Origin of the sequence: Pseudomonas migulae (assembly GCF_024169315.1) — a bacterium.
In the GTDB taxonomy this organism is placed as follows: Bacteria; Pseudomonadota; Gammaproteobacteria; order Pseudomonadales; family Pseudomonadaceae; genus Aquipseudomonas; species Aquipseudomonas migulae_B.
In genome coordinates, this window is sequence record NZ_JALJWR010000001.1 from 2,683,881 (window position 1) to 2,706,922 (window position 23,042).

At 58.7% G+C, this 23,042-nt stretch carries 16 protein-coding genes; 6 read left to right on the forward strand and 10 right to left on the reverse strand.

The features are described from left to right. Positions 1–72 precede the first annotated feature (72 nt). A complete protein-coding gene (locus J2Y86_RS12295) occupies positions 73–3,189 on the forward strand; it encodes a transglycosylase domain-containing protein (protein ID WP_253431498.1) in 3,117 nt (1,038 codons plus the stop codon). Positions 3,190–3,342: 153 nt separating this feature from the next. Further along, positions 3,343–8,385, forward strand: coding sequence for an NEL-type E3 ubiquitin ligase domain-containing protein (locus tag J2Y86_RS12300; RefSeq protein WP_253431501.1), 5,043 nt, complete (start codon positions 3,343–3,345; stop codon positions 8,383–8,385). Between the two features lie 54 nt (positions 8,386–8,439). On the opposite strand, the gene J2Y86_RS12305 is transcribed toward J2Y86_RS12300, so the two are convergent. The 6 genes from J2Y86_RS12305 to J2Y86_RS12330 all read right to left on the reverse strand — a co-directional run bounded on the left by J2Y86_RS12305 (position 8,440) and on the right by J2Y86_RS12330 (position 15,392). Beyond that, positions 8,440–9,696: a hypothetical protein gene (locus J2Y86_RS12305; protein WP_437180659.1), complete on the reverse strand. Its 1,257-nt coding sequence runs from the start codon at positions 9,694–9,696 to the stop codon at positions 8,440–8,442. A 10-nt stretch (positions 9,697–9,706) separates the two neighbouring features. Next, positions 9,707–10,207 carry a CS1 type fimbrial major subunit gene (locus J2Y86_RS12310; RefSeq protein ID WP_253431505.1) on the reverse strand — a complete coding sequence of 167 codons (501 nt, stop codon included), beginning with the start codon at positions 10,205–10,207 and terminating at the stop codon, positions 9,707–9,709. Positions 10,208–10,211: 4 nt separating this feature from the next. Continuing rightward, positions 10,212–10,952 carry a molecular chaperone gene (locus tag J2Y86_RS12315; RefSeq protein WP_253431507.1) on the reverse strand — a complete coding sequence of 247 codons (741 nt, stop codon included), beginning with the start codon at positions 10,950–10,952 and terminating at the stop codon, positions 10,212–10,214. A 42-nt stretch (positions 10,953–10,994) separates the two neighbouring features. Beyond that, complete coding sequence (locus J2Y86_RS12320) at positions 10,995–12,257, reverse strand: hypothetical protein (RefSeq protein ID WP_367399714.1); 1,263 nt, start codon at positions 12,255–12,257, stop codon at positions 10,995–10,997. Between the two features lie 4 nt (positions 12,258–12,261). Further along, a complete protein-coding gene (locus tag J2Y86_RS12325) occupies positions 12,262–14,784 on the reverse strand; it encodes a TcfC E-set like domain-containing protein (protein ID WP_253431510.1) in 2,523 nt (840 codons plus the stop codon). Positions 14,785–14,894: 110 nt separating this feature from the next. Beyond that, positions 14,895–15,392: a CS1 type fimbrial major subunit gene (locus J2Y86_RS12330; RefSeq protein WP_253431514.1), complete on the reverse strand. Its 498-nt coding sequence runs from the start codon at positions 15,390–15,392 to the stop codon at positions 14,895–14,897. Positions 15,393–15,880: 488 nt separating this feature from the next. Between J2Y86_RS12330 and J2Y86_RS12335 the strand changes: the two genes are divergently transcribed. Further along, positions 15,881–16,456, forward strand: coding sequence for a PadR family transcriptional regulator (locus tag J2Y86_RS12335; RefSeq protein ID WP_253431518.1), 576 nt, complete (start codon positions 15,881–15,883; stop codon positions 16,454–16,456). Further along, positions 16,453–17,238, forward strand: a complete 786-nt coding sequence (locus J2Y86_RS12340) for a siderophore-interacting protein (RefSeq protein ID WP_253431521.1) — start codon at positions 16,453–16,455, stop codon at positions 17,236–17,238. The genes J2Y86_RS12335 and J2Y86_RS12340 overlap by 4 nt, the downstream gene beginning before the upstream one ends. A gap of 185 nt (positions 17,239–17,423) precedes the next feature. Here J2Y86_RS12340 and J2Y86_RS12345 read toward each other — a convergent pair whose 3' ends face one another. The 3 genes from J2Y86_RS12345 to J2Y86_RS12355 form a co-directional block, all read right to left on the reverse strand. After that, positions 17,424–18,077, reverse strand: coding sequence for a Pr6Pr family membrane protein (locus J2Y86_RS12345; RefSeq protein WP_253431524.1), 654 nt, complete (start codon positions 18,075–18,077; stop codon positions 17,424–17,426). Between the two features lie 2 nt (positions 18,078–18,079). Next, the gene (locus J2Y86_RS12350; RefSeq protein WP_007903672.1) at positions 18,080–18,310 is read right to left on the reverse strand and encodes a VF530 family DNA-binding protein; all 231 of its coding nucleotides are present in this window, start codon (positions 18,308–18,310) and stop codon (positions 18,080–18,082) included. Positions 18,311–18,456: 146 nt separating this feature from the next. Next, positions 18,457–18,708 (reverse strand): hypothetical protein, encoded by a 252-nt coding sequence (locus J2Y86_RS12355; RefSeq protein WP_253440513.1) that lies wholly within the window; start codon positions 18,706–18,708, stop codon positions 18,457–18,459. Between J2Y86_RS12355 and J2Y86_RS12360 the strand changes: the two genes are divergently transcribed. After that, positions 18,595–19,977 carry a carbohydrate porin gene (locus tag J2Y86_RS12360; RefSeq protein WP_253431527.1) on the forward strand — a complete coding sequence of 461 codons (1,383 nt, stop codon included), beginning with the start codon at positions 18,595–18,597 and terminating at the stop codon, positions 19,975–19,977. The two genes, J2Y86_RS12355 and J2Y86_RS12360, sit on opposite strands and share 114 nt — an antisense overlap. A 215-nt stretch (positions 19,978–20,192) precedes the next feature. Continuing rightward, the gene (locus J2Y86_RS12365; RefSeq protein ID WP_253431530.1) at positions 20,193–22,601 is read left to right on the forward strand and encodes a glucose/quinate/shikimate family membrane-bound PQQ-dependent dehydrogenase; all 2,409 of its coding nucleotides are present in this window, start codon (positions 20,193–20,195) and stop codon (positions 22,599–22,601) included. A gap of 128 nt (positions 22,602–22,729) precedes the next feature. On the opposite strand, the gene cutA is transcribed toward J2Y86_RS12365, so the two are convergent. Continuing rightward, positions 22,730–23,041, reverse strand: coding sequence for a YqfO family protein (gene cutA, locus J2Y86_RS12370; protein WP_253431533.1), 312 nt, complete (start codon positions 23,039–23,041; stop codon positions 22,730–22,732). Position 23,042: the final 1 nt, after the last annotated feature.

A 23,042-nucleotide genomic window follows, 5' to 3' on the forward strand; every position in this document is an offset into this window, starting at 1 on the left:
TTTTCACCATCGCCAACCACCGTCTAAGCTTCAAACAAGTCCGATCAATCTGCGTGAATGGATCAGTCGACTATGGGTGCTTTGTGGCAAACCGATTCGAGTAAAACTGTGGTTCCGACTGAACGTGTGGATGAAGCGCCTTTACCTGAAAAACCTCGCCGTAGTCGCACGAAGCACGGCTGGGGCGCTTTCTGGTTGTTGCTGTTGATTATCGCAGTGGTCGTGGGCCTGGCGGCCGCCAAGGAAATGCGTACCTCGAAGCTTCAATCCCGGGAAGTCAGCAAATTTGCCGCGACCCTGAAATATGATTTGCAACCTGGCCCCAGCGACGCCATTCGTTACCCCGGCGCCGGGCCGTTCGATCTGCGACTGGGCTACAGCTCGCTGGGGGAGTTCCTGCCGCGGTTGCTCAAGCGTGATTACGTCATCTCGGCACAGACCCGCTTTTCCGAGGCGCTGATGGACTACAGCGACAAGGGTCTTTTCGTACCCTATCCGGAGAAGATCCAGGCCGGTTTGCTGATCACCGATTGCCGGGCGGCACCGTTGTATCAGTACAAATACCCGCAACAACTCTATTCAAGCTTTGAGGCGATCCCGCCCGTGGTGGTCAGCAGTTTGCTGTTCATCGAAAACCGCTTCCTGCTCGACCCTCGTCAACCCCGGGCCAACCCCGCCGTGGATTGGCCGCGGTTTGGCATGGCCGCGTGGTCGCAGGTTGCCAAGTTGTTGCACATGCCCGGCCAGTCGGCGGGCGGCAGTACCCTGGCGACACAACTCGAAAAATACCGCCACTCACCAGACGGCTTGACCGTGTCGGGCGGGGAAAAAATCCGCCAGATGATTTCTGCCACCGTGCGCGCCTATCAGGGCGGGCCGGACACCCTGGAAGCGCGCAAAAACGTGGTGCGCGACTACCTCAACAGCGTGCCCCTGTCGGCCGTCCCTGGCCACGGTGAAGTGCACGGCATGGCCGAAGGTTTGCGCGTCTGGTACGGCGCCGATTTCAACAAGGCCAACGAGACGCTGGCCAGCACCGCCACGGATCCACAAAGCCTGGCCGCCAAAGGCCTGGCCCTGCGTGAAATGCTCTCGCTGATGATCGCCCAGCGCCGCCCTTCCCACTACCTGACCAAGGGCCGTGATGAATTGGCTGACCTCACCGACAGCCACATTCGCCTGCTGGCACAGAACAACGTGATCGATGCGCCGTTTGCGGCGGCCGCACTGGCCAGCAAAGTGACCTACCGCGACTGGCAGACCCAGCCAACCATTCAGCCCATCGAGACCAACAAAGGCATCAGTGTGGCGCGCAGTCGCCTGGGCGGGTTGCTCAATCGTCCGCTGTACGACCTCGATCGCCTCGATCTCTCGGCCACCAGTACCCTGCAAGGCGATTTGCAGACCCAGGCCACCGAGTACCTCAAGCATTTGTCCGACCCGGTGTTTGCAACGCAAATCGGTTTGATGGGCGAACGCCTGCTCACGCCGACCAGCACCACGCAAGTGCGCTACAGCTTCACGCTGTTCGAACTGACCCCGGACGGTTCGCGCGTGCGGGTGCAGACCGACAGCACCGACCAGCCGTTCGACATCAACGAAGGCAGCAAACTGGAACTGGGCTCGACCGCGAAAATGCGTGTGCTCACCACCTACCTGCAGATCATCTCCGAGTTGCACGATAAGTACGCAGAGATGACCGTCCCGGAACTGAAGAAAGTCGATGTCCCGGAGCAGGATCGCCTGAGCCGTTGGGCGGTCGATTACCTGATCCAGAACAAGGACCGCAGCCTGCCGCTCATGCTGGGCGCCGCACTGGACCGCAAATACTCCGCCAGCCCCGGCGAAGCCTTTTTCACCGGCGGCGGGTTGCACACGTTCGTCAACTTTCGCAAGGAAGACAACGGTCGCAACCCGACCCTGCGCGATGCCCTGCGCGAGTCGATCAACCTGCCGTTCATTCGGCTGATGCGTGACCTGGTGCGCTACACCACCTACTCCGGCCCGAACAACAGCGCGGCACTGCTCGGGGACGACCGTGATCCTCGGCGTCAGGAATACCTGGCCGAGTTCGCCGACCGCGAGGGCACTTCGTTCCTGCTCAAGTTCTGGAAAAAATACAAGAACAAGGACACCCAGGCCCGCCTCGAAACGTTCCTCGACAGCATGCGCCCGACGCCGATTCGCATCGCCGCCGTGCATCGTTATCTGCTGCCGCGGGCCAGCCAGGAAAGTTTCAACGCCTTTGTGCGCGCGCACCTCACAGGCGTCAAGCTCACCGAAAAACTCACGGATGAACGCCTGCAACGGCTCTACGAAAATTACAGCCCCGGCATCTACGACCTGCCGGATCAGGGCTTCATCGCCAAGGTTCACCCGCTGGACTTGTGGCTGATGGGCTACCTGCTGAACAACCCGGATGCCAAGTGGAGCCAGATCGTCAAAGCCAGTCAGTTCGAGCGTCAGGAAGTCTACAGCTGGCTGTTCAAGAGTCGTCACAAAGGCGCCCGCGACAGCCGCATCCGCACCATGCTGGAGATCGAAGCCTTCCTCGACATTCATGCGCGCTGGCAGAAAGTCGGCTACCCGTTCGATCACCTGGTGCCCTCGCTGGCCACCGCCATCGGCAGCTCCGGCGACCGCCCGGCCGCACTGGCCGAACTGATCGGCACCATTCTCAACGACGGCGTGCGCATGCCGACGCTGCGTATCGACAGCCTGCACTTTGCGCCGAACACGCCCTATGAAACCAAGCTGATCAACGACCCGGATGTCGGCAAACGGGTGATGCCGTCCGAAGTCGCCACGGCCATGCGCGAAGCCTTGTCGCAAGTGGTGGATGCCGGTACGGCCAAACGGGTTTCCGGCAGTTTCATCACGCCGGATGGCAAACCCCTGTCCATGGGTGGCAAGACCGGGACCGGCGACAACCGCATTGAAGCGATCGGTTCGGGCGGACGGATCCTGAGTTCGAAGTCGATCAACCGGACGGCCACCTTCGTGTTCTTCATCGGCGATACTCACTTCGGCACATTGACCGCGTTCGTACCCGGGCGCACAGCCGAAGCCTTCAAGTTCACTTCGGCGTTGCCGGTGCAGGTGCTCAAGGGAATGGCACCGATTCTGACGCCGTATCTGCAGCCAGGCAGCAACACCGAGTGCCTGCCTGTGGAGGTGGCGCGGCGTTGATCAGCAAAGGTGGTAATTAATTATTTTCGGCATTGATAATTTCAATGTTTGGGCCGATATGAGCGGGGGTATAACAGCAACAATTCAAACTTTTACTTTGAGTGATGAACGATAGGCTGTTCGCTTCCATTCGTGCTCAAGGTTTATTAAACGATGTCTGAACTACAAGGACGTACAACCGATAATAATGGCCGCCATTACGACTTCATAAAAAGTCGAATTCCTCCTGCCATCCAGACGGCTTCCCTGCAGCGAATACAAGCGCTGGACGCCGTGAAAAAGGGCCCCGCGCGCTGGATCACGACAGCCTCGAACTACAATCACAACCGGCTACAGACTGCCAACCTGAAACTCTGGACAGCCCACAACAAAGTTGAACGACTTCTTGATCAGCTACAAAATATCTATGACTTTGCCGAACCGTTACTGAGTGCCGCGCTAAAAAAACAGTACGGTGTCGATGATGACGTCAGAACAACTTTCTTACATCTTTACTTGCCTAAAGAACGGCCCTGGTATGCCATCAACTTTTCAGGTGGCGTCACCACTCGAACGGTCTCCCTGCTGGATGCCGCACTCCATAACTTCGCCCTTGGCGAAACCAGCGAAGCGGATTCCGATTTCATCAGTCAGCCCGACGAGCGCGGGTTGTTCGACATCAAACCGATCAAACGCAAAATGTCGATTGCCCAGTTCCAGACCCTGTGTCGCGAACTGGACATCGGCGCCCGCTATACCGAACACCTTGAAAGCTTTTTGCTGCCCGGCGATCCGGTGGCTGAGACGTATCTGAAAAACAAAGTCGTAGACAGCCAGAAAGCCGCGTTCACGGCCGCGGCACAACAGGCCGTGATGACCGGCGACATCGAGCGCGACACCCTTCACCTGGTACTGGCCATGCTCGACGGCCAACGCAACCTCACCTTCAAAGGCAAAACAGTACAGTTCGGCGAATTGTCGATCATGGGCACAGCATTGACCGGCATCGTGCTCATTTCGCCAGACCTCGAGCGAGCTCGCGAGGTCGCGCCGATCATCGCTTACCTCCCTCAAGATCCGGAACATCCTCTGAAGGAGTACCCGTCGGTCACCGATTTCCTCAATGAACTGACCCGCCAGTTACGCGATAACGACTTCATCCCCTCCAGCGGAATGACCTATCGCCAGTACTTCAGCCAGTTCGTCGATCACTCCCAGCGCGGGGTGTTTTTTGCCGGGCTGCAACAACGCCTGTTCAAGATTCAATGGCACAAGAAGGAGCCCCTGGATCAACGCCCGACATGGCGGGAAGAGCCCGTGCCCACCCCGCATCTGCAATTTGCCGTGGCACCGGTCAACGGTGAACTCTGGAACCATCTTTACCAGAACAAACTGAACAAGATCCTTAACGACGCCAGGCACATCGCCGTGTCCACCGCCGACACCGACAGTAATGCCCGTTGGGCCTGGTGGGACAACTTCAAGAAAATAGCCTCGGACATCTTCAACGTCGCGCTGATGGTCGTCACCCCGTTCGTACCCGGCCTGGGTGAATTGATGATGGCGTACACCGCCTATCAGATCACCAGTGACGTCATCGAGTCGGTAGTGGACCTGGCCGAAGGTCTGTGGACCGAAGCCGCCGAACATATCGTGTCCGTGGTGACGGATGTCGTGCAGTTGGCGATTTTCGCGGCGGGGGCCGAGCTAGGAAAAATCCCTCGATTGAGGATCTCGGCATTTATAGAAGGCCTGAAACCCGTTGTCCTCCCCGATGGTCAGCCCCGCCTGTGGCACCCCGATCTCACCCCCTACGCACTGCCGGACTTCACGTTACCGCCCGGCAGTCGCCCCGATGCATTGGGGCTTCATACCTATGAAGGCGAGCACATTCTGCCGCTGGACAAGCAGCATTACCTGGTCCAGCAGCAAGACCCGAAAACCGGGCGTTATCGCGTCAAGCACCCACAACGCCCGAACGCCTATTTACCCGAGCTGGAACACAACGGCCTCGGCGCCTGGACCCATGAAGCGGAAACCCCGCGGACGTGGGACAGCCCGACGCTGATGCGGCGGCTCGGTCATGGCGTGGACGGATTCACTGACGTCGAGCTTGAACAAACCCGTATCAGCAGCGGTACCGAGGACGGCGAGCTGCGCCGGATGTACGTCGACAACAGCCCGCCGCCACCGTTCCTGGCGAACAGCCTAAAGCGTTTGCAGCTCCAGCGACAAACCCGGCAAGCCATTGAAAACATCCGCACCGGCCACACGCTGGAACCGACCGCGTACTGGTTCGAACCGCTGGCGACTTATCTGGAAGGCTGGCCGACGGAAAAAGCCCTGAAGGTCTACGAAAACGCCGACCTGACAGGCCACTCCCGTCACTATGGCAATGCCGAGGCAACACCGGCGAACACCCTCTCCGTCGGCCTCTCCCGCATCACGAGTGGTCAACTGCCCGAAAGCCTTGTCGACTTTCTCAGTGAAGACGAACTGCACAACCTGCTCGGCGATCACCCCGCTCAGCAGACGCCGGTCCAGGCCTTGCGCAATCGGCTGGCGGATCTGGCACGCACCCTCGAACCGGATATTTTCAATCAGCTCTACCGGGCAGCGGAAACCTCCGACAACCCCGCTGTTCAACTGCTTTGCACCACCTACCCGGACCTGCCGGCCAATGTGGCGCAGACACTACTGACCCGGGCCAGTGCCGCTGAACTTGAACGCATGACGGACCATCAGCAGATCCCGTTACGCCTGAAATCCCGGGCCCGTGAAGCGGCGTTCGAAGCACAAACCAATCATGCCTACGAAGGGTTCCAGGATGATGCGCAGATGGTGCCAGACACGGAACGCCTGGTGCTGAACGCCCTGAGGGTTTTCACCGATTCGTTCAGTGATTTGCGTATCGACGTCTATGACGGCACGTACGACGGAGACTTGCGTTGCAGTGTTGGCAATGAGGACGCATCGACCCTGCGCAAACTGATCAGGGAACAGCCGGGGCAATACGCCGTTCATGACGGTTCAAACGTCCAACTGCATGAAGCCGATGATTTTTACGAGGCAGTCCTCAACGCGCTACCCGCCGACAAACGTGCTCGTCTGGGCTATCGACCCGGCGAGGGCGCGCAGTTCAAGCAGTGGGTGATGGTCAAGACCGAGGCACCCGCTGAACGTCGGACCGTAATGGCCGAGCCACCGATTCGCTCGACCCCGGACGTGCAGACCGAACGGTTACTGCGCGGCCCGAGCCTTTCTACCGTCGCCGCAACACCGGAACAACGGGTGCGAGACATTTATCCACACTTCAATGAACGGGAAGTCGCGGTATTTGTACGATCCCTGGGCGAGCCGGACGAAGCGCTCAAGACGCTCAAACGCCTGGACCGCGAGCTGTACGAACTGGGTGAAATCCTCAACAAATGGCGCTACCAGCAACCGGAGTCCTGGGGCCCAAACAGTTACGGATTTTTAGACGGTGGCGGTCAACATATTGCCGACCGGCTCATGGAATGTTTCCAAAGGAAGTCGACCGTATTCGGCGAACGCAGCACGCGCGTTGAAGACGGTTACGCACTGGATCTTTCAGTGGAACTCAGCCGCTACGATCTCGAGTTGTGGTGGAAAAAACTGCCGGATATCCAGCGCTACCTCGATCAGATAGAAACCCTGAACCTGGACCGCACGACGTTTTCCGCCAACGCCGACGGCTTGCTGAAAAACTTTTCGAATCTGCGACAACTGAGTGCCAGGGGCTGCCAACTGACGCAACTGCCGGAAGGTATCGGCGCCATGCGTTTTCTGCGAACCCTGCGCCTGATGGGCAACCGGATCCGGCTGACGCCGCGTGCTGTCGAGCACCTCAAGCACCTGACCTACATGGAAACAATCAGGCTCGATGACAACCCGCAGCTGGGGTTACTGCCAAACGTCGAGCGCATGCCAAAACTGAAGACGCTGAGCTTGAGCAACACCGGCGCGACCGCCTGGCCTGATGGCTTGTTCAAAAAGCGTCGGCCACGGGGCTTTTATCTGGACCTGATGGAAAACCCTTTGACGGAGATTCCGATGGTCATTGCCGGCTCCGATGATGCGCGCATCGTGGCGCGAACGCGCCTTTTCGTGACGGACCTCTCGGACGCCAACCGTCTCGCCTATCAGGACTACCGACGGTCGGTGGGGCTGAGCGCCACTCGGTCCTACTCGCCCGCTGCCGAACAGGCGATCAACCAATGGCCGATGTCTGACGACTCCCAGTGGTGGAGCAGCAGTGCGACCGGGCTGGGGACCTTCAGGCAGGAAGCCTGGCACGACTTGATGAGCGAGCCCGATTCCGTCGATTTCTTCACCTTGATCCAGAAGCAGACACGCTCGGCCGATTACCAGGCGGGCGGCGACTTGCGCCAGCAACTCAGTGATCGGGTGTGGCGAATGATCGAGGCCATGGACCTGGACAGTGACCTGCGCACAGAGCTGTTCGAGATGGCGACCTCCCCCACCACCTGCGCCGACGCCGGTGCCCAGGTTTTCAACCACATGGGGATCAAGGTACTCACTGCCGAGGCCTACTCTCTGTCCACGTCAACCGCCATGCTGGAAAACCGGTTGGTCGCCCTGGCGAAAGGTGCCGCTCGCCTGATGCGAGTCGATGACATCGCGCGCGCCGATTTTGCCAGCCGTCCCGGCACGCCCGATGAAGTAGAGGTGTACCTCGCCTATGAAACCGGCCTGGCTGAACGCCTCGGCTTGCCCTGGCAATCGAATGCGATGCTGCATCGAACGGTGGCCGATGTCAGCGCAGAAACCCTTGATGCCGCCTTCGAGACCGTGATGTCGATGGAGGACGGCGACGGACTGGTCAACGCCATGCTCAACCAGGGCTTCTGGGAGAAATACCTGCGTGAGACCTATCCAAACGAGTTCAAGCGCAACAGCCGCCAGTATCAGCGCAAAAACGAACAGCTGGATGAGCTGCGTGAAGCACAGCGGGCCTGGGCTGATTCCACAGGGTTGCTGTTCACGCAACGCCAGTTGATCAGACAGCGCTTGCTGGACCTTGCCCGGCAACTGAACGTGCAGGAAAACACCGTGCTCACGGGCGCGAACATGACCGATGCGGTGTACGAAGGATTACAAAACGACATCGGTTACGAGGAACAACAACTGAGCAGAAGGTTGACGCTCGAGGCCCTGCAACGGGCCGGACAGTAGTCGATCAATGACGTCCCTGAAGGTGCTTCGCGAGACACCTTCAGGGACGTGCATTCACACCTCCGAGTCCCAGATAACATTGACCCAGCCCGAATATTGCCGGGACCGCCGCGGCTGGATCATCTCCCCGACTTCGTCCTGGGGAATCTCGAAGTGCAGCGTGCCCGGTTTGCGGTCCACATAGATGCCTGGCTGAAACAGGTCGGTACCGCTGCCATCAATAAACAATCGGCGGCGATTGACGGCTTGCCCGTCAGCGTCGGTCAACCCATGGGGCAGGCTCACACTGATCAACAGCGGTACGGCATGACCGGACAGGGGCTCATACAAAGCGCAGGTCTTGCTGTCTTGTGAGTGCTGACATTCCACGTTCATCTTGAACCGTGAGCTGGCGGAAATATTGAACGTCTGGTCGCGGAACAGGCGCGTCGGCTTGCGCCCCTGGGTGAGCCAGGATTGCCAGCCACCCTGGGGGAGCAACTCCACGCGATCACCGCCCGGTGGCACTGCGACTTTCAACGTGTGCTGGACCTCCAGCTCAAAGTTCAAGAGCATCTCGGTATCGTTGGGAACCATGACATCACCCATATCGAAGTCGCCCCCGGGGCCAACGCGATAACTCAAGGCACCCGTATAGGAACCTGATGACATGCCCAGTGGATTTGGCGTTCGAAGTTCGTAGGCAAAATCCAGATAGTTGTAAGCCATTGCCGGAATGGGAAACAGGGTCGACTTGAGACAGGTACCTGCGACAGGCGTCCTCCAGAAAAAAGCGTAGGAGTAAGGGGAGTAGAATCCAACGCCACTGTACTCGCAGGGCGGGGGGGCATAGACCCAGCTCGACTGGGTCCACAATTTCTGGTGCGCTTCACTCTCCGGCGCACCTGTCAGATTGGTGGCCGTATGGCTTAGAGAGTACTGTGAGCCGAACCCTGCAATGCGTACCTCCACTTGCTCCGACTCTCCTGTATTGATGTTCCTCACCGTCAGGGAGCGCCACTGTGCCGGCACGCTAAAGATGGCATTACTGCGTGGCTCAGTGTCAGGCAGAAGCGGCCTTGTTGACTCGAATCTCAGGGGTAGCCGAATACTGAACATGTTCAGCCGATTACACTCGACCGGGTTGGACAGGCAATACCCACTGTTCGGTGTTTGATTGATGAATTTGTTGTCCATGGGCTTCGATGAATCCGGCCGGAACAGCGCCTTGATGTCCGTGGAAGCACACATTGCCGGTTCAATGCTCCCTGCAAGCAACACCATGACCCAGAGAAAACGGCTGGATTTTCTTGATATTTTTTTGAAGTTCATCGCCTCTCACTCAAGCCCCCGGCAATACCGCATTGAAGATCAAATTAATGCTGCCAAAATAGTTGCCGGGTTTGTAAACACCGTCGGCAGGTGGCATGGGAACAACTTCCAACAACACGCGTTGCCCCGTCGCCGCTTCGCTCAAAGAAACCACTTCCAGGTTTTCCAGCTCGTTCAATAACCGGCCGTTGAATAACACCTGCAAGGCAATGTCGTGGGCATTCGTCCCGTTGGACAAATACGCCCTGCCTTCAAGTCGCGCCTCGATAGAGCCGGCTTCATTCTTCACATCAAAATATTTTCGCAAGCCACCCAAGGTCGATGCTGTCAGGTTCCAGGGCAGTTGTTGTTCGCGGTGGATCCAGCCGGGGTCAGCGGGAATGACATAAAACGCCTGCGTCGGGATCGTTACGAATACATCGAACACATGGACTTCCCGAGCAGCAAACACCGACAGGCTGGCCCACGCGAACGCCGTAGCGACAAGCGCCCGTGAAAGTTTCTTGAACATGGCGTTATCCCTTCACATCAAGTTTTTTGCTTTTCTCGCCTTCCACCAGCGTGAAGTGGTACTGACGACCCGCCTGTTTCTCGAAGGTGAACGTTCGGCCCGCGAGAATGTGGTGTTTGGTGGTGGGTTGGCAGTCTTGTTCGTTCTTGATCGAGCAGTCGCGAAACTCATCGATCACCACCACGGTGTTGCCGTTGTTGCGGATCCGATAGGTGCCCGCGTCATGCTCGATTGCACTGTCGAAACGCGCGTCTTTGGGCCGGACAAAAAACACCGCGCCATAACCGGCCAACACGGTGACCCCGGCAGACAACTCTTTTTTGTAGTCTTCGCGCTCTTCACCGGAGAGGGCGAATTCGTCCTCTTTCTCTGGCACCACGGGCACGAAGCGCACGCGGAAATAGCGCTCTTTGTCACGCTCGCCCATGAACAAAAGACGCGTGCCCTGCATGCCATTGGCCGGCACGATCAACCGCGCCGGGCTGGCCATCAGGCCATCGCGGGAATTGCCGTCGGCGTGGGTCTTGAGCGGCACTTCCTGCGATGTGCCATCGGCGTTGTAAAGAATCTCGAGGATGTTGACCTTGACGAACGCGGTGCTGTCGCCGCCATTGAACACGCGTTTCAAGTAGGTACTTTTGTCCCCGTCCAGATAGTCATATACGGTGCCGATATTGATGCTTGGAGCGGCGTGGGCCACCTGGGCGAGCAGACAAAAACCAACAGTTGCCAACAGACGTTTCATCGTCCTGTACCTCGTTGAATGGATGTGCAGTTGCGCAAAGTCTTAAACTTCGGAGTCCCAGATAATCGTGACCTGGGCTGAGAATTGTTTGGGCTGCCCCGGTTGGATCATTGCAGCCACGTGATGCGGTAACACTTCAAAGTGCAATGTTCCCGGTTTGCGATCGACATAGAACCCCGGCTGAAAAACTGGCTGTTCATTCGTACTTAACAAACGACGGTCGACGGTTTGCCCGCTGGCGTCGGTCAAACCGTGGGGCAGACTTACGCTGGTGAGCAATTGCACGCGTATCCCATCGCTCAATTGGCAGTTACCACTCGCCGCCGGAGAACACTCCAACTTCATTTTGAAACGCGAACTCGCGGAAATATTGAAAGTCTGGTCCTTGAACAGACGCGTCGGTTTTCGACCTTGTTGCAACCAACTCTGCCAGCCGCCCAAAGGCTCTAATTCAACGCGATTTCCACCGGGGGGAACTTCAACTTTGAGGGTATGATCAACCCGCAACTTGAAATCAAGCGTGACGATGGATTCGTCGGTCAACATGACGTCCCCCATGTCGAAATCCTGGTGGGGACCGAGGGTGTAATTCATGCTGCCGGAATAGGTTCCACTCGACATTGCCAATGGGTTGGGGGTGCGCATTTCATAGGCGAAATCAAGGTAGTCATATCTGAATTCTGGAATCAGGTACTTGGCCTTTTTTGCGCATACAGTGTCGGCAGGTACCAGCCAAAATGCCGCGTAGTGAAAGAGTCCCCAATCGGCCGAACCGCTATACCCACAACCTGGCGGTGGATACGACCAATAGCTTCCTTCCCATAACATTCCGTGTGCGTCTGTCCAGTCCACACCGCCCCCTACCAGCTCCGATACGGATTGCTTGGTGAACCACAGCACGCCGATGCCGGCAATTCGAATTTCGACGGTTTCGGCTTCCCCGGTTTGCTCATTGACGACCTGCAGGGACCGCCAGCTGGAGGGCACCTTGAACATCGCCCCCTTGCGCGGATCGGTATGGTTGCCTGGAATCGGCGCATTGGAGTTGAACTTGATCGGCAGTTGCAGGCTGAATATGTTCTGCTGTTCACATCCGATGGGGTACCTCAAGCAGTAACCCTCACTCGGCGTGGTGTTCTTGAACTTGTTCTCATGGGGTTTTGTCGGGTCGGGCCGAAAGGTTGCGCTGACGTCCTTGACGATCGCGTTCGCCATCCCCGAAAAGCCCAGCATCACGCCCGTCAACAACGAACCAACGGCCACCTGGATGAATCTGTCTGTCTTGCTCACGTTGTCGTTACCCACGTCGTTAACCCGCCGTCCCGGTTCTGAATGTCGCATCCGCGAGGCTGTCCGGCGTGCAGCGCAAATCGCCGATCATCAACACATTGTTTTCTGTTTTCCCAAGGCTCGGGTCCAGGCGGAACTGGCACAGCAACTGGTTGCCGTGGCGCACTTCCAGGGTCGGTGAGCCCGCGTTCATTTCCATGGAGAAAAACCCGTCCACTTCACTCACGCCACGACTGGCGTGGTTGATGATGTGGTGGCCCTTGAGCGGGTTGCCCTGAGGGTCGATCAAGCGACCGAGTACGGTGAGGGTTTTCATCACGCGGACCTGGCGATACTCCACGCCGCCCTTGTTCAGGTGATAGCTCGAACGTGCGGGCTGAATGGTTGCGGCGGGCACGTGAACGCCCTCGAAATCGAAGCTCACCGAACTGCTTTTGTAGGCAGTGATCGGCACGAAATTACGCCCCGGCCGCAGCACCGCACTGCCGCCACTGAGGTCGTCGGCACGCAGGGCGATGCCCTCGATATCGGATTCGACGTCGATGATCATGCCGGCGCCATTGCGGTGGTACTGGCTGGTCATGACCATTTTTTGTCCACCAACGGCCACGGTGCTGTCCAGGTTCAGGCCACCGGTGAGGTCGTTGTTGTAAGACGAGCGCTGAATGAAACCGTCGCCGTTGACCACGTCCGAAGACATCGTCGCCATTGCGCTCAAACCGAGGCCGTAGGTATCGGTGATGGCCGTCGCCGAAACGCTCTGCAGCAGGTGATCCTGCAAGTCCTTGCGATAGGTGACCGAGGCATTGTTGTCCCGACCGCCATCGCGGTCGGTGCGCGTTCCGATACTGCCGGAGATCTGCTCACCCGGCCCGCCCAAGGCCAGGGTAAGGCTCAAGTCGACACCACGATTTCTATCGTCACCCGAACTGAAACTGCCCGGCCGATCGAACAGTGATAACCGCCAGTTGGCATCGCTGCCGAACAGGCGCGTGCGCTGGGTCCAGCCGAGGTCCACGCCGGTGCCTTCGGTGTTGCCTTCACTGTGGGAGACCCGGGCGTTGAGCGAATTTTTACTGTCGAGCCGATGATTCACCGACAGCGACGAGTTGCTGGTCTGGCCGACAAACACGTTGCGCTGCCGCACCCGCGTACCATCGGGCAAGGTGTCGTAGAGTCGAGTGGTGTCGAGCCAGCTGCGGTTGTGGCTGGCGACGATGCTGCCGCTGCCATAGGACCAGAGCCCCTGCACATCGAGGCCGGTGCCGTAGTCTTCGGTCTGGTACACGTTGGCAAAGAGATTGGCATTGTTGGCGATCGCCCAATCGACCGACGTGCCGTATTGCAACGTGTCGCGCACCTGTCGCCCGCTCAGCCCCAGGATCACCCGCGGGTGCAGCAGAAAGTTGAAGGCCGCGCCGGCGGTCATGTCGCCATCGTCCTGCTCGTCCCAGTTACTGAGCACTTTGGACTCACGGCCGGCAAACAGGTTGTAGCGCCAGCGCTCGTCGTGATTGCGCCAATTGTTGGGTTTGTAGATCAGCTCCTGGGTACTGGAGGTGATCTGGCCGTCCTCGATCAGGCGCACTTCCACTTCATAAATGCCGCCCGGTAGCGGTCGGGTATCGAGGGTCTGCAATCCGGCCGGTACGGCTTGCGTGTTGATCAACAAGCCGTCGCGGTAGATTTCCACCGAGCCCTGGCGATTGGCGGTGACGTAGACCGGATAGACCGCCGGTTTCGGGTTGTTGATCGCCAGGCTGTCGGAGCTGCCATACATGACGCCCACCGCCGTGTCGGGGCTGGCGCCAAAGGTACGCGGTTGTCGGGTCAGCCCTTCGGATGAAGGCGTGAAAAGGCCCAGGCGCAGGAAGTTGCCCTCCAGTTCGCGCTGGGTAAAAAGCTCATTGACCGAGTGATAGAGCTGATTATCAACGCCACCCAGTCGAGACAACTGAACGTTCACCGCTTGAGTCCAGTTGCCCAGGCTGCTGCTGGCCTCAAGACCATAGCGTCCACCCAGATCCTGGTTCTGGCCACCGTTGAGGTTCAGTTGATTGCGCACGATCAACCCGGTACTGCCGCCTTCGGGGAGTGCGTAGTAACGCTGCGCCTGGCCGTCACGCTCAGCGTTTTCGGTCAGGATCGAAACCAGCGAGTTTTCCAGGCTGTAGTGCACGGCCAGGAGTTGTTCCGGGCACCTGGCCTGACAACCGCCCAGCGCTACGCCTTGCTTCAGATAGCTCGACCAGGTGTCGCGCTCACTGGCCTTGATGGCGCTGTCGCTGACATCAGTGAAGTCAACGAGGGTGATGCGATCGTCGCGGGTTAACACCACCATCGCCTCACCGAGTAACTGTTGATCAAGTTCCACACGAACGGCCAGCGGCACATCAAAGAAGTGCTCTTCAAACTCACTTGGCAAGCCCTTGGCCTGCGCCAGCAAACTTCGAGGTGTCTGGCCGTTATTCATGGGCGCAGCCAGGGCGTTTGCACAAAAACATAGGGCAAGCGCCGTCGCGATGGGCGTCATCGGGAACATGAACGGAATACTCTGAAGATAAATGCATTGAAACCCGATCGACGGACAGAAGTTACCCGTCGACCGGTATTTGTTATCAAATAAGGACGATGCCCTGGTTAATAACCGTATTACTGGCTGATGCGAGGAATGGCGTCGAAGACCACCACTGGATTGGCGGTGTACAGGCCGACTTGAGCAGCACCCGGCTTGGCCGCAGCAATACGCAACTCCGCACGCATCCCGCCATTGGACTCGGTGTCACCCACCACTTCCTGAGAAGCGCCGGTCAGTGTTACGCCGTTGAAGGTGTAGGTCAGTGGGATGTTTTGCGCCGGATTGCCATTGAACAACGCTTGCGGGCCGCCTTCGACGTAAGCACCTACCGCGCCGTTGGTGTGCTGGACGTCGAACATGCCGGCCACTTCGGTCAAGGTACCGCTGCCCAGCACATACTGCATTTTTTCGTCTTTACCAAAATCCTTGTCCACTGGCTGGGCATGGAACACCTTGCTCGGAATATCGGCGGTGATATTGATCGAGGTGCGCGCTTCTTCCGCGGCGAACGCCAACGAAGTGCTCAGTGCCAGGAAGGTCATCGGGATGGCGATTGCAAACTTCTTGAACATTATCTAGTACCTGTAGTTTTCCAAAGATTGGTCGGCAGAAAGTTATTAACCAGCCTTGCCAATACCGAAGTAGTGGCGTTTTGATCTAACTTTCAACGCCGAGAGATGATCGGTCAATTCATTGAAAAAGTAAGTACGAGAGTTCCGAAGCACGTGTAGTTAAAACGGCCCGCAACCATGGCGAAAAATTCGTTAATAACAGCATTTCAACTGTTCATCCTTCGGATTGATACTACAGACAGTATTCTCCAGAAAAACACACAGATAGAACACTGATAGATGCTGTAAGACCAATACTACATATATCTAATAATGATTATCGATGTACATCAAAACAACATAACTTAGTTCAATTACTCTAATTTCGCAGTCTTTTCTCTGGCCCATCAGATCGACTGATGCCGGGAGCGACCATTCATCCAGCGAGCTTGCATTCACCATAAGATATATCTTAAGTTGTATCTAAACACGACAGAGAGAAGGAAAAAATGAGAGACCATCATTCCCCCCACCGCGAACACGGTGACGGCCGCGACGGCTTCGAGAAACGCCCCGGTCGCGAACGCGGCGGTCGCGGCCCCCGGGTGTTCGCCCCCGGCGATCTGAAATTACTGCTGCTGGCGCTCATCGCCGAACAGCCCTGCCATGGCTACGACTTGATCCGCCAGATCGAAGGCATGTTCGACGGGGCGTACAGCCCGAGCCCCGGCGTGATTTACCCGACCCTGACCTTTCTGGAAGAAAGCGAAATGATTCAGGGTGACGCCGAAGGTGGGAAAAAGCGCTATAGCGTTACGGACACCGGGCGCCTGTCATTGAGCGATCAAGCGATTGCCCTGGACGGCGTGCGGATGCGCATCGATGTCAGCAAACGCTCCTTGCGCGGCCATGATCGTCCGGCCGAGATCCACGAAGCGGTGCACAACTTGCGTCATGCGCTGCAGCTGCACCATGGCCGCTGGAGCGCGGAAGAAATCATCCGGGTCGCCGCGCTGCTCAACGACACCGCCAAGGCCATCGTCGATGGCCCGCTCGCACAACCCGTTCAGGAGAAAGCCGAATGACTGAAGTGATTGCGCAATCCATTCACCGCGTCATGCATGAAATCAAACGTCGTCGCCTGGAAGTCTTGCGCGTGGTCGACCTGACCCCGCGTATGCGCCGGATCACGCTGGGCGGCCCTGAACTGAAAGGCTTTATCAGCCTCGGCAGCGACGACCACGTCAAACTGCTGTTTCCGCAAAACGCAGCAGAACAGGCAGCGCTGGAAACCCTGGTGCTCGGCGCCGGCAAAGACAGCGGCCCGATGCCGGCGATGCGTGACTACACGCCGCGTCGCTACGACCTTGATGCGCTGGAGCTGGACATCGACTTCGTGTTGCACGGCGATGGCCCTGCCTCGACCTGGGCCGAGCAGGCCAGGCCGGGACAGTTCCTGCACATCGGCGGGCCACGGGGTTCGATGATCGTGCCGGACATGTTCGACAGCTATCTGTTGATCGGCGACGAGACGGCGATCCCCGCCATCGCTCGACGCCTGGAAGGTCTGGCAGCCAATCGCCGGGCGCTGGTGATCATCGAAGTGGAAAACGGCGCGGAGCAACAGCGACTGGAAAGCCCGGCGCAGGTCGATGTGATTTGGGTTTTGCGCGAGGGTGGCCGTAACAACCTGCTGACCACGGTGAAGCAGTTGCAGATGCCCGGCGGCAATTTGTACGCCTGGGTGGCGACCGAGACCAAGGTGTCGCGGCAGATTCGCCGGGTGCTGCTGGATGAGCATGGGCTGAACGATCAGTTCGTCAAAGCCGTGGGTTATTGGCGGCTGGATGACAGCGACGAGGAATAACCGCACACGTGTGGCGGACTCATCTGTCTGTGAATAACGATTCTCTGTGGCGAGGGGATTTATCCCCGTTGCGTTGCGAAGCGACGCCAAAATCTCTGCAATCGGGTTTTGGCGGACGGATCTCGAATGAAGTTTTGGGGCTGCTTCGCAGCAACGGGGATAAATCCCCTCGCCACAGTGGACATTTACTTTCGGGAGAGTTTTTGATCCAGCCCGATCACCAACACTGAAATCACCAAAAACCCCATCAGCAACCCACCCGCATTGAGCAACACCTGTGGATAACCCAGTTTGCCGACATCAATGAACGGATACGGATAAGTGGCCAGCAGATGCCCGCGCAACAGCGCATAAGCGAAGTATACGAGCGGGTAAGTCACCCAAAGCGCGATGTGCCACAGACGCAATGCACCCTTCGGCACACAGCAAAACCACCAGGCCAGAAACAGCAGCGGCATGACGTCATGCATCAGCTCGTCGGCCAGCCATTGCCAGCCTTCGGGGTGCCATAAGTGGCGCAGCAACACGCTGTATACCAAACCGACTACGGCGATGCTCACTGCAATGCCACCACTTACCCACGGTTGCAAAAACCAGCGCCGTGCCGCCGATTCGCGGGACGTCAGTTCACACGTCAGCACGGTGGCCACCAGCGTATTGGTGAGCACGGTGAAGTAGCTGAAAAAGCTCACCAGCCCGCCCAGCAGACTGGCCTCAAGCGTCCAGCGCGAGTAGAGGATCAGGTACAGCTGAATGGCAAGCCCCGCCCACCCCAGCACCGCCGCCAGCGCAACAAAACGACGCCTCGCGGCAGAACCTGGCGCCGACAGGTTGACCATGTTCAGAGCGGTCGCTTGGTGCGCATCAACTTCACGTACAAGCGTTCGACCTTCTCCCGTGCCCACGGGGTTTTGCGCAGGAACGTCAGGCTCGACTTGATGCTCGGGTCACTCTTGAAGCAGCGAATGTCGATGCGCTCGGCCAGCCCCGACCATTCGTAATGTTCCACCAGAGCGTTAAGGATCTGCTCCAGCGTCACGCCGTGCAGCGGGTTGTTGTTCTGTTCGGTCATGCCGGGCCTTCGAGCGATGAATGAAATGGAAGGCGCGCACCTTAGCCGAGGGGGTGGTCCGGTGGAAGGGCTGTGCACGCTATCTGTTAAATGTAGGTGAACCGCGACAGATCGCCCTGCGACACTGTTACCAAATCCGAAAGAATTCATGTCGGTAAAAGCGCTTTCTCTATTTGTAACAGAACATTATCCTTGCGCCCGACAAGCTGAAACGCTTCCGCCAATGGCTTCATTCCTGCTGCATTCAGTTCATTCCCCAGAAAAAGACCAAGAATTTCTTCTCTATGCCTTATTTTCAATCTTCGCGAGACAGCGCTGTCTGCCCTTCTTTTGCCAGCCGAAAAGCCCTGAAGCTGTGCAGCGGATTCACCGTTTTGAGTCTTGCCACCTGCGTCCACGCCGCACCGGCCTTCGATAGCGAATCGCCGTGGATGCTCGGCGACTGGAACGGCACGCGTACCGAACTTTCGGAAAAAGGCTACGACTTCAAAGTCGATTACACCGGTGAAATGGGCAGCAATCTGCACGGCGGCTACGACCACGACCGCACCGCGCGCTACAGCGACCAGTTCGGCCTCGGCTCGCACCTCGACTTGCAGAAGATCCTCGGTTGGGACGACGCTGAATTTCAGCTGACCATCACCGAGCGCAACGGCAACAACATCAGCAACGACCGCATCAACGACCCGCGCGTGGGCGGGTTCACCTCCGCGCAGGAAGTCTGGGGTCGCGGGCAAACCTGGCGCCTGACGCAGATGTGGTATCAGCAGAAATTCTTCGATCAGAAGCTTGATATCAAGGTCGGCCGCTTCGGCGAAGGCGAGGACTTCAACAGTTTCCCCTGCGACTTCCAGAACCTGGCGTTCTGCGGCTCGCAGGTCGGCAACTGGGTCGGCGGCATCTGGTACAACTGGCCGGTCAGCCAGTGGGCGATGCGGGTCAAATATCACCTGACACCGCAGCTGTACGCGCAAGTCGGCGTGTATGAACAGAACCCATCGAACCTCGATCGCGACAACGGTTTCAAGCTCAGCGGCAGCGGCACCCAGGGCGCGATCCTGCCGGTGGAACTGGTCTGGACACCAAAGCTCAATGGCCTGCCGGGTGAATACCGCGCCGGGTATTACTACAGCAACGCCAATGCCACGGATGCCTACAAGGACAGCAATGGCCAACCCGCCGCCCTGAGCGGCGAGGCTTACCGCAGCGCGTCGAGCAAGCACGGCGTGTGGTTGGGCGTACAGCAGCAACTCACCAGCCGCGCCAGCGATCACTCTCGCGGCCTGAGCGTGTTCGCCAACGGCACGATGCACGACAAGAAAACCAACGCCATCGACAACTATGTCCAGGCCGGCGTCGTCTACAAAGGCCTGTTCGATGCCCGCGCCAGGGACGACATCGGCTTCGCCATGGCCAGGGTTCACGTCAACCCGGCCTGGCGCAAGAATGCCGAAGCGACCAATCAGGCCCGCGCCGTCTACAACTATGACGACCCGTCCTTCCTGCCGCCGCAGGACACCGAATACAGCGCCGAACTCTATTACGGCGTGCACGTCACGAACTGGCTGACCGTGCGCCCGAACCTGCAATACATCCGCCACCCCGGTGGCGTGGACAAGGTCGATGACGCGCTGATTGGCGGGATCAAGATCCAGTCGTCGTTCTAACCGACACCGCAAAACCCTGTAGGAGCGAGGCTTGCCCGCGAAGAGGCCGTCACCTCCAACATTGATGTTGGCTGACACGCCGCCTTCGCAGGCAAGCCTCACTCCTACAGGGATCGCATCAACCGAACCATTTTTATCTGAACCATGCCCGCGCCGGATCGTCATCTACAGTGAACTTGCGCGGGACTACTTGAAACGTCACGGAGAACCACACTATGAGCACTGATGGTGCTTTGAGTCGAAGCCGCCTTTTGCCGAGCCTGCTCGGCATTCTGCTTCTGCTAATGGGCCTTGCCATGCTGGCAGGCGGGATCAAGCTACTCATGCTCGGCGGCTCGCTGTATTACCTGCTGGCCGGTATCGGCCTGGCGTTGACGGGTGTGCTGCTGATTCTGGCCCGCCGCGTTGCGCTGGGCCTCTACGCACTGGTGCTGTTCGCCAGTACCGTGTGGGCCCTGTGGGAAGTCGGCCTGGACTGGTGGCAACTGGTGCCGCGTCTGGCCATGTTGTTCGCGCTCGGCCTCGTCATGTTGCTGCCATGGTTCCGTCGCCCGCTGCTGATCACCGGCCCGGCGCCGATGGGCACTGGCGCGCTGAGCGTCGCCGTGGTGATCGCAGGTGTTGCCGCACTGGCCAGCCAGTTCACCAACCCCGGTGAAATCAAAGGCCAACTGGACCGCGACAGCGTGCCGGGCATGACCAACACCGCCCCGGCCATGCCCGACGGCGACTGGAATTCCTATGGCCGCAGCGCCCACGGTGATCGTTACTCGCCGCTGGCGCAGATCACCCCGCAGAACGTGAACAAGCTCGTTCCGGCCTGGACCTACCGCACCGGCGACCTGCCGGGGCCGAACGATCCTGGGGAAACCACTGCCGAAAACACCCCGCTGAAAGTCAACGGCATGCTGTATGTGTGCACGCCGCACAGCCAGGTGATCGCGCTGGACCCGGACACAGGCAAGGAAATCTGGCGTTTCGATCCGAAGCTCTCCACGCAGAACGCGGCGAACTTCAAGGGTTGGGCGCACATGACCTGCCGTGGCGTGACCTATCACGATGACGCCGTTTATGCGTCCGAGCAAAGCCCGACCGGCAGCGCCAATGCGCCTGTCGCCAGCGTCTGCCCGCGCCGTATCTTCCTGCCAACCGCCGACACCCGTCTGATCGCCCTGAACGCCGACACCGGCAAGATGTGCGAAGACTTCGGCAACGGTGGCCAGGTCGACCTGACCGCCAACATCGGCGGCTTCAATGCCGGCGGTTACTACTCCACTTCGCCACCGGCCGTGACCAAAGACCTGGTGGTGATTGGCGGCCATGTAACCGATAACGTCTCCACGGATGAGCCAAGCGGCGTGATCCGCGCGTTCGACGTGCACACCGGCAAACTGGTGTGGAACTGGGACAGCGGCAACCCCGACGACACCACGCCGATTGCCGAAGGCAAGGTCTACACCCGCAACTCGCCGAACATGTGGTCCATGTTCGCCGTCGACGAAAAACTCGGCATGCTCTACCTGCCGATGGGCAACCAGACCCCGGACCAGTTCGGTGGTGCTCGCACCCCTGAATCGGAATTGCACGCCGCCGGCCTCACCGCCCTCGACATCGCAACCGGCCAGGTGCGCTGGCACATGCAGTTCACCCACCATGACCTGTGGGACATGGACGTCGGTGGCCAGCCAACCCTGATGGACCTGAAAACCGCTGACGGCGTGAAGCCGGCGGTGCTCGCGTCCACCAAGCAAGGCAGCATCTACGTGCTGGATCGCAGCACCGGCCAACCGATCGTGCCGATCAACGAAGTGCCGGTGCCACAAGGCGCTGTCGAAGGTGATCACACATCACCGACCCAACCGAAATCCGACCTCAACCTGATGCCGCCGCCGCTGCAAGAACGCGACATGTGGGGCGTCACCCCGTTCGACCAACTGATCTGCCGGATCGACTTCAAATCCATGCGCTACGACGGCCCGTTCACCCCGCCGTCGCTGCAGGGTTCGATCGTTTACCCGGGCAACTTCGGTGTGTTCGACTGGGGCGGTATCTCGGTTGATCCGGTGCGCCAGATCGCTTTCGTGAACCCGAGCTACATGGCGTTCAAATCGAAGATGATCCCGGCTGCCGAAATCGCGGCCCAAGGCCCGCGCAAAAGCGAAACCGAAGGCGTGCAGCCGAACAAAGGCGCGCCGTACGGCGTGGTCCTCGAAGCGTTGCTGTCGCCAATGGGCCTGCCGTGCCAGGCGCCAGCCTGGGGTTACGTGGCTGCGATCGATCTGACCACCCACAAAACCCTCTGGAAACACAAGAACGGCACCGTGCGCGACAGCTCGCCGGTTCCGATCCCGCTGAGCATGGGCGTGCCTAGCCTGGGCGGCACGTTCACCACCGCCGGTGGCGTGGGTTTCCTCAGCGGCACCCTCGACCAGTACCTGCGTGCCTACGACGTGAAAAACGGCAAGCAGCTGTGGGAAGGTCGCCTGCCAGCAGGCGCTCAAACCACACCGATGACCTACACCGGCAAGGACGGCAAGCAATACGTGCTCGTCGTGGCGGGCGGTCACGGTTCGCTGGGCACCAAGCAAGGTGACTATGTGATTGCGTACAAACTGTCCGAGTAAGTTTTAGCGGCAGTAAAAAGAAAGGCGACTCCTGTGAAGGGGTCGCCTTTTTTGTGGCTGAGGTGATGAATGAAATCCTGGGCAAAAAAAAACCGCCGAAGCGGTTTTTTCATGACGACGGCAGAGGATCAAAAATCCTCCAGTCGCCACACTTCGTAAGCCGGTGTCTCGTAGGGATGGCTCTGTTTCAAAGCCGCCACCACCGACTGGATCAACTCATCCGCCACCACCAGCTCAACCTTCCATTCCTCAACCTGCTCGACCTGCCCTGCTTCGCCAATGAACGGCTGACTGCCGTCCAATGGGCGAAACTGGCCTCGGCCCAACACCTGCCAAGCGCAGTGATCGTAAGCCCCGATCCGCCCGCCACCGGCAGCGAATACGGAGCTCTTGACCCTTTCGACATGGCTGTCGGGAACAAAAAAGCTGAGCTTGTACACG